Annotated in this window: 13 protein-coding genes; 3 read left to right on the top strand and 10 right to left on the bottom strand. The window is 36.8% G+C overall.

Annotated elements, in window-relative coordinates; genetic code table 11:
* Positions 1-9: 9 nt before the first annotated feature.
* Positions 10-1,530 carry an OmpA family protein gene (locus tag IPI99_10470; protein MBK7340940.1) on the bottom strand — a complete coding sequence of 507 codons (1,521 nt, stop codon included), beginning with the start codon at positions 1,528-1,530 and terminating at the stop codon, positions 10-12.
* Positions 1,531-1,596: 66 nt separating this feature from the next.
* Here IPI99_10470 and IPI99_10465 point away from each other — a divergent pair, with 66 nt between their 5' ends.
* The gene (locus IPI99_10465) at positions 1,597-2,499 is read left to right on the top strand and encodes a methionyl-tRNA formyltransferase (GenBank protein MBK7340939.1); all 903 of its coding nucleotides are present in this window, start codon (positions 1,597-1,599) and stop codon (positions 2,497-2,499) included.
* Between the two features lie 53 nt (positions 2,500-2,552).
* On the opposite strand, the gene IPI99_10460 is transcribed toward IPI99_10465, so the two are convergent.
* Entirely contained in the window at positions 2,553-4,568 is a 2,016-nt protein-coding gene (locus IPI99_10460; protein ID MBK7340938.1) for a S9 family peptidase, read from the bottom strand.
* Between the two features lie 41 nt (positions 4,569-4,609).
* Positions 4,610-5,350, bottom strand: a complete 741-nt coding sequence (locus IPI99_10455; protein MBK7340937.1) for a Bax inhibitor-1/YccA family protein — start codon at positions 5,348-5,350, stop codon at positions 4,610-4,612.
* Positions 5,351-5,578: 228 nt separating this feature from the next.
* On the opposite strand from IPI99_10455, the gene IPI99_10450 reads away from it, so the two are divergent.
* The gene (locus IPI99_10450; GenBank protein MBK7340936.1) at positions 5,579-7,204 is read left to right on the top strand and encodes an ATP-binding cassette domain-containing protein; all 1,626 of its coding nucleotides are present in this window, start codon (positions 5,579-5,581) and stop codon (positions 7,202-7,204) included.
* A 192-nt stretch (positions 7,205-7,396) separates the two neighbouring features.
* The gene (locus IPI99_10445; GenBank protein ID MBK7340935.1) at positions 7,397-7,840 is read left to right on the top strand and encodes a universal stress protein; all 444 of its coding nucleotides are present in this window, start codon (positions 7,397-7,399) and stop codon (positions 7,838-7,840) included.
* A gap of 201 nt (positions 7,841-8,041) precedes the next feature.
* Here the strand turns inward: IPI99_10445 and IPI99_10440 are convergent, their stop codons facing one another.
* The 7 genes from IPI99_10440 to IPI99_10410 form a co-directional block, all read right to left on the bottom strand.
* On the bottom strand, positions 8,042-9,145 hold the full coding sequence (locus IPI99_10440; GenBank protein MBK7340934.1) for an AI-2E family transporter: 1,104 nt from the start codon (positions 9,143-9,145) through the stop codon (positions 8,042-8,044).
* 218 nt (positions 9,146-9,363) lie between these two features.
* Positions 9,364-9,636, bottom strand: a complete 273-nt coding sequence (locus tag IPI99_10435) for a T9SS type A sorting domain-containing protein (protein MBK7340933.1) — start codon at positions 9,634-9,636, stop codon at positions 9,364-9,366.
* A gap of 166 nt (positions 9,637-9,802) precedes the next feature.
* Positions 9,803-10,564, bottom strand: coding sequence for a hypothetical protein (locus IPI99_10430; GenBank protein MBK7340932.1), 762 nt, complete (start codon positions 10,562-10,564; stop codon positions 9,803-9,805).
* Positions 10,565-10,574: 10 nt separating this feature from the next.
* The gene (locus IPI99_10425) at positions 10,575-11,423 is read right to left on the bottom strand and encodes a hypothetical protein (GenBank protein MBK7340931.1); all 849 of its coding nucleotides are present in this window, start codon (positions 11,421-11,423) and stop codon (positions 10,575-10,577) included.
* The gene (locus IPI99_10420; GenBank protein ID MBK7340930.1) at positions 11,420-12,085 is read right to left on the bottom strand and encodes a hypothetical protein; all 666 of its coding nucleotides are present in this window, start codon (positions 12,083-12,085) and stop codon (positions 11,420-11,422) included. Before IPI99_10420 ends, IPI99_10425 begins: the two co-directional genes overlap by 4 nt.
* 144 nt (positions 12,086-12,229) lie before the next feature.
* Positions 12,230-13,270: a hypothetical protein gene (locus IPI99_10415; protein MBK7340929.1), complete on the bottom strand. Its 1,041-nt coding sequence runs from the start codon at positions 13,268-13,270 to the stop codon at positions 12,230-12,232.
* Positions 13,271-13,582, bottom strand: a complete 312-nt coding sequence (locus tag IPI99_10410; protein ID MBK7340928.1) for a hypothetical protein — start codon at positions 13,580-13,582, stop codon at positions 13,271-13,273. It abuts the gene before it with no gap.
* Positions 13,583-14,130 lie beyond the last annotated feature (548 nt).

Below are 14,130 nucleotides of genomic sequence, written 5' to 3'. Positions count from 1 at the left end.
CCGTTGATTTTATAATTTCACTTTTTTAATAAATGCATCTATGCCTTTTGATTTGAGGCTAGAAAGTACTTTTTTTGCTTTGATCTCCTCCTCAAACTGATCCACTACAACAGAATGGAATTCTGAGTCAGCAATGATCATTCTGATCGAATTGCCATAACCCAATTTTTGCAATTTTGCGATCTGCTTGTCAGCATGTGAAGGAACAAGAAAACTGCCTGCGATTACAAAATAATAAACGTGCATTTTGCTGCTGTCAAGTTTTGTCGTATCCTGCTCAGCAGGTGGATTGAACGGAACAGAGGTCAAACTGCCTTCCTGGATTTGAATCTCAAGGTCTGCATTTGGACCCTTTGATTTAGTTTTAGGTGCATTTTTATTTGCAGGTGGTACAGATTGAAACATTTCCTTTTGAAATTCTTCCTCCCGGATCATTCTAGACAATGGTACCCAGCTATCAGATTCTTTTTTCCTAACGCCTGTGATTTTGAGCTCGGTACGCCGATTCTCCTCATGTTCTTTATCTGAACATGCAACCTGATTCTTACACCTGTTTTTTATCAAAGTTTCGCCGTAACCCTTATAGCTGATCCTCGTCGAATCGGTTCCTTTCATCAATAAGTAATTCATGGCAGCACGAGCGCGATTATTGGAAAGTTCTAGATTATAGTCATCATTTCCTCTGGCATCTGTGTGAGACCCCATCTCTAGTTCCAGGCCAGGATTATCATTAAAAACATAAACCACATTATCCAAAATCTTCGCTGCATCTGGGCGGATCTCCCACTTGTTGTAATCATAATTTATGTTTTTTATCTCAAATGATTTTCCGACGCTTGCTTTTTGCAATTCAATATTGGCCAACAATGTTCCCAACCCTGTGCTACTGATATTGTCTGCCACACCCGGTGTCACATCACTGATTCCATCTAGACACAAAACACAACCTTTGACGTTCACATAAGCTTCAATCCTCTTGGACAGATAGCCCTCTTTTCTAATTAACATGGTGTAATGATTATCATTTTTTAATGTGAATTGAAAATTGGGAGAGGCCGATTCAGAGATTACAAGTTCCTCTTTTGCCAACGTGCGATTATAAATTTCTATCAATGCACCGGTGATTCCATCTTTTGCATTCTGGGCATTCATGTCTTCATCTGCCAGAGTTACGTCAAAAATGTAACCTGGAGATCTTTTCATTTCCAATTTTAAGAACTGTTTATGCTCTTTCTCATCTGTGGCTACAAACTGTATCAGCAGGTTTTCCATATCCGGTTTGGTAAGGCTCATCTGATACTTCCTGCCCTCCGTCAGACTAGTGCTGAAATAGCCATTTTCATCTGTAATTCCCGTAGCTACAAGTTCCTTGGTAAGGCTGTCGGTAATCTCAACTGCAGCAGCCTTTATATACCCTCTGTTGAATGCTTCATACACATAAGCATTAACCAAAATATCCTGCGCGTTGAGTCTGACTAAAAGCGAACACAATAAAAAAAATATAAAAGACTGAAAGTGAAGCATTTTCATAAGAAATGGTGGGCTTTTAAAAACCTGATTGTGAATATTTACAAAAATTGCTCCAAATTTGTTCCCATGAGGTTAATTTTCATGGGTACCCCTGAGTTTGCGGTACCCTCACTTGAGTCATTGGTCGAAAGACATGAAGTAGCCGCTGTGGTAACAGCTACTGACAAACCCGGGGGAAGAGGTCATCAACTTCTTCAATCACCGGTCAAACAAGCTGCGCAGCGTCTAAACATACCGATACTGCAACCGGAGAAGCTAAAAAACAAGGTATTCCTTTCCCAGCTTGAGGGCTTTAAGGCTCAAATCTTTGTCGTAGTTGCCTTCAGGAAATTACCCGAGGTGGTCTGGGATATGCCTCCATTGGGAACGATCAATCTGCACGCTTCTCTACTCCCACAATACCGAGGGGCAGCTCCTATTCAAAGAGCGATACTCAAAGGTGAAAAAAAATCAGGTCTGACGAGTTTTCGTCTTACACACGAAATCGATGCAGGAGACATTTTGTTACAGGAAGAAATGTTGATCGGCGATGATGAAACCGGAGGAGAATTATACCAGAGAATGATGAACAAGGGAGGAGAAATCCTTTTAAAATCGCTTGAGTTATTAGAAAGTGGTGACTTCAGCTATATCTCACAAAAAGGACTTACTAGTTCAGAAGCTCCAAAAGTATTCCATGAGGACACACGCATTCTCTGGCACAACAAGACTATTGATGTCTATAATCTGATTCGTGCATTCAGCCCTTATCCATCGGCTTGGTTCGAGCAAAATGGTGTCCAATACAAAATTAAAAAAGCAAAAGTGGAACTCTCTACGCATGATTCTGAACCAGGTACTTGGAACACCAAGCAACATGGGACACTAAAAATAGCCTGTACAGATGGCTGGCTTGAGGTATTGGAGATTCAGGCTCAAGGCAAAAAAGCTATGCAGACCCGAGAATTTCTGAATGGCCTAAGATTATAATTTTTACCCGATTCGTATTGCTGCAATAAGCACTGATGCTCTTGCTCTCACAATTAAAGAGTTTCTTCCAACCACCGGTAAAATTCGCCTTGCCAGAGCAATCCATTCTGCATTTTCAAGATGTGGTGACCTTCATCAGGAAAATAAACCAACCTCGATTTTACATTCTGCAAACGTGCAGCAGTGAATGCTTCAAATGCTTGGGTATCGGGAATTCGATAATCTTTTCCTCCCTGTATAATTAGGATCGGCGTATTCCAATTCTGAACAAATCGATGTGGAGAAAATTTCTTGTAAGATGCAGGTTGTTTCTTTTGCCAATATGGTCCTTTTAAATCGAAGTTGGCAAACCACATTTCTTCTGTGGATCCGTACCAACTATCCAGATTGAAAGACCCACAGTGTGTGATCATCGTTTTGAACCTGTTCTTATGGATTCCGGCTAACATCATGACCGAATATCCTCCATAACTAGCTCCCACCGCTCCTCGCCTGCTCTTATCCACATATGGCTTTTCTGATACCTGATCGATGGCTGCCAGATAGTCTTTCATCACCTGACCACCCCAGTCTCCAGATATTTGTTCATTCCAAGCAGTGCCCCAGCCCGGCATACCCCTTCTGTTTGGAGCGACTACGATATATCCATGAGCAGCCATCAACTGAAAGTTCCATCGAAAGCTATAAAACTGACTCAAAGCAGATTGCGGACCGCCCTGACAGTAGAGCAAAGTTGGATATTTGCGTGCAGGATCAAAATCCGGCGGGAAGATCACCCATGCGAGCATTTTTTTCTTGTCCGAAGTAGTAATCCATTGTTTCTCGATCTTAGACAATTTGATTCGATCGTAGATATAATCATTGACCCGGGTGAGTTTTTCAGCGTGAGACGTTTTTGGATCCAAACTATATATTTCAACAGCATGATTCATGTCTGTTCTTTGGCATATTAGTTTACCATCAAAAGCCTGTCCTATTATATGATTGTAATCGACTTCTTCATTACTCAATTTTCGAATCAATTTTGCATCAAAAGGATCAGAGATTTGAGATAAGGGTATTTCAAACAAAGCAATGACACCTCTATATGGCGCAGTAAAATAAATGGATTTTCCATCTCTACTCCAAATAAATTCATTGACGAAATCATCCCAGTTTGCCGTGAGATTATATCTTTTTTTTGAATTTAAATCCTGTACGATTATATCTGTTTTATCTGATTCACAGCCGTCACGTTTCATCGATATCCAAGCGAATTTTGTACCATCAGGACTAAATGCAGGATTGCGGTCATATCCATTCATTCCTGCAGTGAAGTTTGTTGTTACGCCTGTACTCAAATTATAAAAATAGATATCAGAATTTGTAGATACAGCATAATCTTTGCCTGTTTTTTTCACACAAACATAAGCCAAAGTTTTGCTGTCAGGACTCCAGGCCAATTCATCTTTTCCTCCATTTGGAAATGTAGGAGCATCCCATTGTTCACCTGGCATCAGATCTTTTTCATTTCGAATTATATTCTGGTCGACATCTGCTAAAAAAACGTGTTGAAAATTCCCATCCTCCCAAACATTCCAATGTCGAAACATCAAGTCATCATAAATTTTTGCTTCAGACTTGACCAAATTAGGATAATAGTCCGCTTTAGTTTTTTGACATTTGACATCCCGTGTAAACATCATTTTTGAACCATCGGGAGACAGTGATACATTGGAATACTCCTGATCTGTGATTGCAAATTTGTTTCCACTGATATCGGTCCACATACCTGCAGTAGATAAAATTGTTTTTCCGGAATATGAATTGCTGAGTTCACCGCCAAAAGCTTGTCCACCACCATAAGGTTCTGTACTATTCGAAGTGAGATTGTGCGCAAACAAATAGCTGGTACCCTTATTTTCTGCCTGATCAAATCTGGTGACGGAATAAAATACTTTTTTTCCATCAGCAGACAATTCCAAACCATTCACCCTACCGAGAGACCATAAGATCTCAGAGGTCATCACTTGAGCCTCACTATGATAAAAAAGAATAAAACTTAAGACCGAGAATACTAATCGCTTCATGAAAAATATCAAATTATATTTAATTATTTCAAATTGAAATTTTAATCTCTTGAACTGATCTTAGACAAAAGTCTAAGCATCTCCAAATACAACCATACTATTGTAACTAAAAGGCCCATAGTTGCATACCACTCCATATATTTTGGCAGGCCTGCTTCTTGACCTTTCTCAAAAAAATCAAAATCGAGAAGCAAATTCAAGGAAGCGATGATCACAACAAACAAGCTCACTCCTATTCCCAGAATCCCGGTGTCGTGGATCATCGGTACAGAGATATGAAAGAAACTCAGTACAAATGAAATGAGATACATGAAAAATATTGAGGCTGTGGCAATGATAATCACCGATTTGAAACGCTCTGTGACTCGAATTATACGGCTTTGATATAAAAACAACATCAGAAAAAATGATGCGAGGGTCAAGCTGACCGCATGAAAAATAATTCCTTGAAATGCAGAAGCATAGAGCAGAGAAATGGTGCCGACAAACAACCCCTCAACTACTGCATATATAGGCACAATAATCGGAGACTTTTCTTTCTTAAAACTTGCAATCAATACAAGTACAAGTCCTGCAATTGCAGCAGGCCAAAGGAACAAATTGCTAGGATAATACCATCCTATTGCCGCACCTGCGAGCAATAATAGTCCTCCCAAAAGGGATGTCCGGACAGCGCCTTGTGTTGTCATGGTCGCTCCAAGCGAAGCAAGGTGAGAAGTGTTTTCCAGGATGCTGTCTTTCAAGACAGGATTTGAACTGTTTTTGAAAAATTGAAATGCCATTTTTTTAAAATTTTATTGGTGTAAAACAAAGGTAATATTATATTTTATTTCAAAATAAGAAATCAGAACTAGCTTTCTCAATCGTCTGAAGGTACGCGCAGTTTTATTTATGCTCTCGAGGCGAATGGGCAATTATACCCTGGTATTTGGGATAAAATAAGCTTGCTGTGTTTGAGAACTTGCTCTATCGGCCATTTTTGTCTAATTTTGCCGGCTAAAATTTCATCCATGATTAGTGCAGTTAACATCACATTAGCCTATGGCAAAAGAATCTTGTTTGACGAGGTAAATATTCACTTCACTAAAGGTAATTGTTACGGCGTGATAGGTGCCAATGGAGCCGGCAAATCAACTTTTCTCAAAATCTTAAGTGGTGAAGTAGTGCCAAACAAAGGTTCGGTTGAGATTACTCCAGGAGAAAGGATGGCTGTATTGAAGCAAAATCAATTTGAGTTTGATCAATGGACAGCTCTACAAACTGTATTGATGGGTCACAAAAGACTTTGGCAGTTGATGCAGGAACGAGATGAGATTTATGCGAAGCCGGACTTCTCAGAAGAAGACGGTAACAAAGCTGCTCAGCTTGAAGAAGAATTTGGCGAAAAAGGAGGCTACACTGCAGATAGTGAAGCGGCTACACTATTAAGTTCTTTACAAGTAGCTGAGGAGTTTCATCAAATGTCGATGAGCGAAATCCCCGGACCCGTAAAAGTCAGGGTTCTGCTGGCACAAGCTTTGTTTGGAAATCCTGACATACTGCTACTAGACGAGCCCACCAATGGGTTGGACGTAGAAACCATCAATTGGCTTGAAAATGTACTTGCAGATTATCCCAATATTGTCATAGTAGTGAGTCACGACAGACACTTTCTGGATGCTGTCTGCACCCATGTCGCTGATGTCGATCGTCAAAAAATTCAGATTTACACAGGTAACTATACATTCTGGTACGAGTCCAGCCAGTTGGCAGCACGCCAGATGAGTGACAAGAACAAGAAGATGGAAGAGCGCAAAAAAGAACTCCTCGATTTCATTGCTCGATTCAGTGCCAATGCGTCTAAAAGCAAACAGGCTACCAGTCGTAAGAAAGCTCTGGATAAACTCGTCATCGAGGATATCAGGCCTTCGTCCAGAAAATACCCCGGCATCATTTTTAAACCGGAAAGAGAAGTGGGAGACCAAATCCTCAGTGTCGAAAATCTAGCCGGATCGACAGAAGACAGGGTTCTATTTAAAAACGTGATATTCACGGTGAACAAAGGAGATAAAATAGCTCTCATTTCAAAAGACCAGGTGGCTGTTCACAGCTTTTTTGATATACTTTCAGGAATTTCAAAGGCCGATGATGGAAAATTCACCTGGGGGACCACCATCAATTCCGCCTATCTGCCCAATGAGAATACTGAGTTCTTCATCAATCAACTGAATCTTATGGACTGGCTGAGACAATTTGTGCCACCCTCCATCACAGATGTAGATGAAGTATTCCTCCGCGGTTATTTAGGTAGAATGTTGTTCAGTGGTGATGACGTCTTCAAAAAAACCAATGTACTCAGTGGGGGCGAAAAAGTGAGATGTATGCTCAGTAAAATGATGCTTCAAAGTCCCAATCTGCTATTATTGGACGAACCGACAAACCATCTTGATCTCGAATCCATTCAGGCTTTTAACGAAAATATGATCGATTTTCCGGGAATCATACTCATGAGTTCTCATGATCATACTTTTATGCAGACGGTATGCAATAGGATCATTGAAATCACGCCTAAGGGTACCATTGACAAGTTGATGAGTTTTGATGAATACATTGCCGATCCGAGAATCAAAGAACAGCGTGAACAAATGTATTCCTGAAGCAACTTTTGTTGAATTGATGAATAGCTCTCCAACAGCATCAATTTACAGATAGGAATAAAAGTCGTTTCTTGCTATTGTAACAGCAAATCCGCTAGGTTAAATTTTTAGAAAACCTAGAATATAGCATTGAAATGTTCTACCTTTGGCAATATACAATTTGCATTTACAAAATGATCAAATACTTGGAATATGGTAAACTTTAAAAAGATATTGTGCCCTTACGATTTCAGTGAAAATGCTGATGAAGCTTTGAGATATGCAGTAAAGCTTGCGAATCCCAATACAGAAATCTGTTTGTTGAATATCATTCAACTTCCTTATCTTATAGATCCATATGGATTTGTGTATTATGACGAAAAAGCGGATCAGTTGAAAAATGATGTAGAGAGTGCCATGGAGAAGAAGATCAATGAATTGAATGATAGATACAAAGGATTTGTTTTCAGCCCACATATTGCTGTCAATAATGATCCTGCAGAAGTGATTCTTCAAAAACAAAAAGAAGCCGGATGCGAGATGGTCATCATGGGCTCTCATGGCAGAAAAGGATTAAAAAGATTGCTGATGGGTTCGGTGGCTGAAACCGTATTGAGAGAAGCCGATTGTCCTGTCCTGATCATAAAACATAAATAAAGCATATCAGTATTCAGTTCAGCATCTGGCGTGCGACTATACTGCTTGATTTAATAGCTCTGTCTTCGTTCTGAAAAGTAGAATGCGCTAATGTATTCTCATTTTCAAAGTTGATTCAGATCAACCGATATCCAATTTTATTTTGGGATATTGTCATGAAAAAATATTAAAATTATACTACCGACTTGCTGGTGTCCTCATTCAACTTTTATCACCCTTGTTTTTATTGCCGGTTTCCTCTGGAAAATTTTCTTGTATTTCTTGTATTCTAGCAAGCATGTTGTGTTTACGAAACTCAGTGAGGTAGATATTCAACAAAATCAATGCATAAGCGATGAGTAAAGGGCCAAAAATAATACCGATAAATCCAAATAATTGAATTCCGAGTATCACACCAAAAAAGGTAATCAGAGGATGTACATTACCTATTTTTTTGAGCAAAGTAAATCTCAATACATTGTCCACTCCTCCTACAACAACCAAACAATAAACTGTCAGTATAATTGCATTGACGGTATCGCCTGAAAAAAATTGTACGGTACATACAGGTACCCAAACGAGCATCGTGCCAACCACCGGAATCACGGAAGCAAAACCCGTCAACAAACCCCAGACCAAAGCATTGTTCACGCCAAATATCCAATATCCCACGAAAGCCAACAGCCCCTGAAAAAAAGCCAATATAGGTATGCCTATCGCATTGGACCTAACCATGACATTGGTTTCCTTCCAGAGTTTCTCTATGTTCTCGTCAGAAAATGGGATGAACAATCTCACTTTTTGCTCCAGATAACCTGAATTGGTCTGCATAAAGTACAATATAAAAAAGGCGACCAAAATATTCACCAGCACTTCTGAAATAGAGTTTAAAAATTTCGGAATAAGCGTTGAAATTTTCTGAATATAGAACTGAATGTTCTCATCCGAAAAATCAATCTGATTGAGAATAGGTTTGGTAGCAAAAAATTGTTTTGCTTGTTCAAATTTCAGAAGAATCACTTCAGGATTTTGGATGATTGATTTCATCTCCGGCACTACTGTCTCAAAGCTAATCCATATTGGTAATATAATCGCAAAAGCAGATAAAATCATGAGAAATATACTTGCCAGACTCTTTTTCCATTTATACTTTTGGGTGAGTTTCAAATAATAATCTCGGAATAAAATGTACAACATGACTGCACCGAGAGTACCCGGAATAAAATATCTGAGTTGGTACATGATAATACCGGACAATGTCAGTATCAATGCAATGATAAATATCTGTTTCAGAATACTATCCTCAATGAGATTCTTCGAATTCATAGAATGAATAATTTAATTCAAACTTTCACAAATAAAACCTATTGCACTTACTTCATCCATATGCAGAGCTCTTGGAGTAAAGATACATTTAAATTTTAACCTATTCTTTCATATAGTTTTGTCTCACCCCACCAAGATCGGGGAGTACAGAGAAAGTCTTCTGAGACCATAAAAGGATACAAAAAAGACAAAAAGCAAGTAGGAGAATATACTTCATGTTATTGCTTTATCAACTTAGTATTGTACCACTGTCGTCCCAGAATATCTGATATACTGACGATATAAGTTCCGTGAGGTAGGTGTGAGGGAATATCCGCAATATAATGCACCCCTTCTGTGGCCTGAAATCTGCTGTGCAGTACCCTCTGTCCGTCCAGATTGACGATATTGAGATCCATCTCTTGGTTGAGCGCAGCGCGGCAGAGTATGGCCAGTCTGTCAGTCAACAAAGAACAAAGAAATATCCCATAAAGTTTGCAAATAAATATCATCTGAAACCGATATTTTAATATCTAACCAAATGCATAATGGATAAATCAGTCAAGTTAGCATTTTGGCTACATTGCTACCCTGAAGTATGGTTTTCAAATGCACAAAGGAATTTAAACACACCTTCAGGTACATAATAGATGTTGCTGAAAAGGAAAATCCTACAAATCATATTTTCGACTTTCCTGTTTTTATAAGGAACAATCTTAGACCTCCAATATAACTTTTCATACCCCACGGAATATCATAATCTGAGTTTTCGCGGTATAAATCTTTAATCCAGGTATAGTTACAAAATAAAAATAATTTCGGACACAATTTAAATGAAACCTCAGCTTCGTATGCTAATGCCAACTTTCTCAAGTTCAATTCATTGTTTTTAACCTTTGATTTAAAATATTCATCAGGTGGAGTAAACTTCAAAGCATATTCTCCGATTGACCGATATACTGAAACGGAAAAAGGCACTGATAACATGGGAGAAAATTGAAAATATACTTTATTATTAAAGTGACAATTTATACCCACACTCAATCGAACCTGATGAATTTTGTATTTATCAAGCTCGAAATAGAATATTTTATCTTCACCTTGAGATGTATTAATCAATTTTGAATCCATTTTATGCCATCCAGTAAATACTGTCTGTGCATATTTCAACCTACAAAATAAATTCCAATATTTTAACAATTTAATTTGAGAACAGACACCAAGATCGTATCCAAATTCTTCTTCTTTATACAAATAATATAAGCTTGTATTTGCATCTGAATAAATTTGAATAAATCTTCGTTCTAAGTAATAATCTACCTTTCTTGGCATATTAAAAGACAAACCTGACTCAAGCCCCAAACTCCATTTTTGAGAAAACAAATTTCCATAACTAACTCCAACTATTCCCAATATTAATACAGTCCGAACATTCAACATACTTTAGAATTTATTTTGCAAATATTTTTTTTATTGGATTGGCTTTAATCTTTCTGTAAGCCCAATCCATAGGAAAAACAATCCCCAATCGTTTACTAAAAAATGATTGCTTATTCACCCAAAGTCCTTCATCAATCTTATTCTCATTAAACAGCAAATCCAAATGCATTATTTTGAAACTGGTCCTATTCACTTCATACAATCCATATTGAGCCAAAAAAGTCAGATTCAAACGAATATCCTTGTAAATATTAAATTCTAAACCTGCCCCATATCTTAAACCAATATTCCAATGCCGAATCGGGTCAAAAGTAGCCTCGATATTATTCAATGCATATTCAGTACTGTAATGCGAATATGAATTAGCACCACTCACATAACCAATATTGTGAACTTCAGGTTCATTGTAAATTAGATTAAACCCAATCAAAGGAACAATCTTTAATTTTCTTAGATTCTTACACAATGGCAACTGTAATTCCAGGTGAACAGGAAAATTGCGGGAATATTGTCCACTACTAGAACCGAGTATACTAACACAATTATCACAAAACAGATGAGCCCGCAAAGGTAGTTTATCTTCAAGCAAAAATGTTTCATATCCAATAGACCATGTTAAATACTTATTCTGCTTATATTTTAAATACACCGAATAATTTATAGTACCGTATAAATCTGTTGAAAACAACGAAATATCTTCAATATCCGAAATCTTGGGGGAAAAAGGTGTAAATTTTAAGTAATGGTAATGTTCAGCGTTTCTACCTAATAGATCAAAGCCAAGAAAAAATTTATTTTGTGAAAAAATACAAGTATTAACCAGCATGTAAGCTGACAAAATGAGATAAGCTCGTTTCATAACTTAAATTTAGAATATTTAATTATATATTGAATTTGAAATCCCAATGTCCACTCATGTATTGGAAGTGTCCAGTCCTGTCGGGTTTGTGGGTCCTTAATTATCTGATATGACAATTCATATGGCACTATACTGATCGACGATTTTAAGGATAGATTCCATCTTTTCGCAAAGCTATACTCCCAGGCAAAACCCAATATGGTCTCCGGTTTATGTGAGTGTAAATAAAAATTAGTATAGAAAACGCTTGTTCCCAGATTCGGATCCGGGTTCTCTAAGGATTTATTATTTATTATGGTAGCTCGATTATAAGTGTTGAATGACTGTTGAATTAAAATAAATAGTGAATGCTTATGCAAAATTTGATATCCTAATTCAATAAAGCTGAAGAATTTATGCAATACCAGATCTATTCTGATAAAATTTTCATCAAAAAGCGCAATATCATTATATGGCTCAGAAAGGGTGAGATAATTTGATTTTGACTTTTTAAATCCAATACCTGCATTCAACTTAATTCTTTTATAATTTAATCCCATTCCAATTTCAATTTCATATCCTGCTGAAGGAACAGATTTAATGAATTTATCTCCCAGATAATTTTCATATCCCTTTAAGTGTGTAAGATTTAATCCGCTATGCATTAAAACAAAATATTCCATAGAATCATTTTGAGTAACCGCGGAATTAAAAAATGTAAAACAAAAAATAAATACAAAAAAACGTTCCATATTTAATATTTAGTAAACTACCTACATGAATTAATAATTCATGTAGGTAGTTTGGTCGATAAAGAAATCAATAATCTATCGCCAATATTCAAATTCATTTGTCTGAAATGTATGTGAAGGAGCTTCAGATACATTTATTCTACATCTTATATTATCAATATAGTTTTTATCCCAGCGAGTGTGTCTACCTCTTTTATTAGTCACAGTTATATTACTTATCTTTTGTGTTTTTGGCAGAAAGGCACGATCATGATTATTACATTCATCTCTATATATTGATGTACCTTCCATATTCACTGTTCCACCCATAGCTCCAACCGTCATACTAACACCAGGATTACTAAGTTTATTGTTTGTAAAATGCTTACCTGTAAGTTCAGCAATGGCTTTATATCCATCCCAAAAATCACCATTCAGGTTAAAATACTGTGATAATACCAATTTGTAAGGCAAGCCATTATAAATATAATTTGTCGTAGATATCTCTCCTGAGCATGCTTCCTTAGAAAACTGGCAAGGGCTCAACCAATTGTGAAAAGTCATATTCCCAGAAACAGTAGAATTAGCGCAACTACAATTACAGGTCGTAATTGTCCCCGCAGCACTTACAAATATGTCTGAATTTGGTCCATTGAACGATATTGAATAATTATGTGATATAGTTACCAGTTGACTAGGAGAATTGTTAATTGTAAAATTTTGGATTTGTCCATCTCCCCAATTAATACTTACGTTTAGTGCATACGCAGTTTTAACTTGCTTACCTGCCATATCATAGAGGACAATAGCAAGCTTTAAATATAGATTATTTGCCTGATAATTAGGATTATAATCGTATAGAAACAATCCTAATTTGCAAGCTCCATTTGGTGAACTAGCAATAATATCATCTGTGGCTGAATTATGCCATTTAATATTGCTCTGCATTTTTAATCCGTTTTGCCTAATATCCAAAAGTGTAGCAAGGTCGTTATTTTCAATCTGGATATAATTGAAATGATCAAAATATTTAAATATATTCGATCCAATCCAGATTTCACCATATTCATTAAATAAGCGACTTGTATGTTCCGGCATTCTTATAAATTCATGATTCGCGTAGGCTTCTCCATCCATTCATCCTAAATCATTTAATATCTTTCTCATCGAAACATAACCTCTATTTGCTTCTTCGATATCCAAAGCCTTATTTCCACAATATTCAGGATAGTCATTATAGTTGAAATTTTGTTGAATTTGATCAAGATAGTCATCATATTCATCTAATTGGTCATTATCAGAAAATTTTAATATCCCATCTTGAACAGTTGGAAAATTATTTTGTAAGGCAGCTACTTCAGATTTTGATGGATTTTCTCGGGTTTCAATTTTGCTACACGAACTCAGGAAAAGCTGCAACATAATAATAAAACAGAACACATTCTTCATGTTAATAAAATTTATAATGCTCGACATATTACAACGATAAAGTTGGCAGCCTTTACTGAAGTCCTACCTGACTTGTTCCAATCAAGATTGAGGGTCAGCTGTCGGATTCATTGAACCCCGTAATAATAAATAAATTACATGTATACTTCCTCTGAAGTCTGAAACGGTATTTTAGACGGTTGTTCTTACTTTTACTTCTATCTATTACAGTCGGCTAAGGTTCATTTCGCTCTTATTGGTAATTCAATTTAATATTACATGAAATAATCTTTAATATTAGCTTAAAAAAGCAATACAAACATAATAAACGAAAATGATAAAATCCAAGTTTTGGGTCAATTATTTTTTATATTACTGGTAGATTTTTATTTTCAGATATGTAATATTCTGCAATTATCGCAGATTACAAATATCGATTGAGTAAACCTTTAACTGTACGCAAATGAAAATTAATTCAAAATGCCAATTATTATTCCGCATTTTGTCCATGACAAAATATCAGCTTCTTGCAACACTGAGCCCATTATACTACCCTATCTTCAGAATCC

The organism is Saprospiraceae bacterium (assembly GCA_016710235.1).
Classification (GTDB): Bacteria; Bacteroidota; Bacteroidia; order Chitinophagales; family Saprospiraceae; genus Vicinibacter.
Note: the sequence above shows the minus strand (reverse complement) of the source record. Positions and strands in the feature narration are given on the sequence as shown.

Excerpts from the sequence above, each read along its gene's own strand:
- IPI99_10470 (MBK7340940.1), bottom strand. The coding sequence starts at position 1,530 with ATGAAAATGCTTCACTTTCAGTCTTTTATATTTTTTTTATTGTGTTCG.
- IPI99_10465 (MBK7340939.1), top strand. The coding sequence starts at position 1,597 with ATGAGGTTAATTTTCATGGGTACCCCTGAGTTTGCGGTACCCTCACTT.
- IPI99_10460 (MBK7340938.1), bottom strand. The coding sequence starts at position 4,568 with ATGAAGCGATTAGTATTCTCGGTCTTAAGTTTTATTCTTTTTTATCAT.
- IPI99_10455 (MBK7340937.1), bottom strand. The coding sequence starts at position 5,350 with ATGGCATTTCAATTTTTCAAAAACAGTTCAAATCCTGTCTTGAAAGAC.
- IPI99_10450 (MBK7340936.1), top strand. The coding sequence starts at position 5,579 with ATGATTAGTGCAGTTAACATCACATTAGCCTATGGCAAAAGAATCTTG.
- IPI99_10445 (MBK7340935.1), top strand. The coding sequence starts at position 7,397 with ATGGTAAACTTTAAAAAGATATTGTGCCCTTACGATTTCAGTGAAAAT.
- IPI99_10440 (MBK7340934.1), bottom strand. The coding sequence starts at position 9,145 with ATGAATTCGAAGAATCTCATTGAGGATAGTATTCTGAAACAGATATTT.
- IPI99_10435 (MBK7340933.1), bottom strand. The coding sequence starts at position 9,636 with ATGATATTTATTTGCAAACTTTATGGGATATTTCTTTGTTCTTTGTTG.
- IPI99_10430 (MBK7340932.1), bottom strand. The coding sequence starts at position 10,564 with ATGTTGAATGTTCGGACTGTATTAATATTGGGAATAGTTGGAGTTAGT.
- IPI99_10425 (MBK7340931.1), bottom strand. The coding sequence starts at position 11,423 with ATGAAACGAGCTTATCTCATTTTGTCAGCTTACATGCTGGTTAATACT.
- IPI99_10420 (MBK7340930.1), bottom strand. The coding sequence starts at position 12,085 with ATGGAATATTTTGTTTTAATGCATAGCGGATTAAATCTTACACACTTA.
- IPI99_10415 (MBK7340929.1), bottom strand. The coding sequence starts at position 13,270 with ATGGATGGAGAAGCCTACGCGAATCATGAATTTATAAGAATGCCGGAA.
- IPI99_10410 (MBK7340928.1), bottom strand. The coding sequence starts at position 13,582 with ATGAAGAATGTGTTCTGTTTTATTATTATGTTGCAGCTTTTCCTGAGT.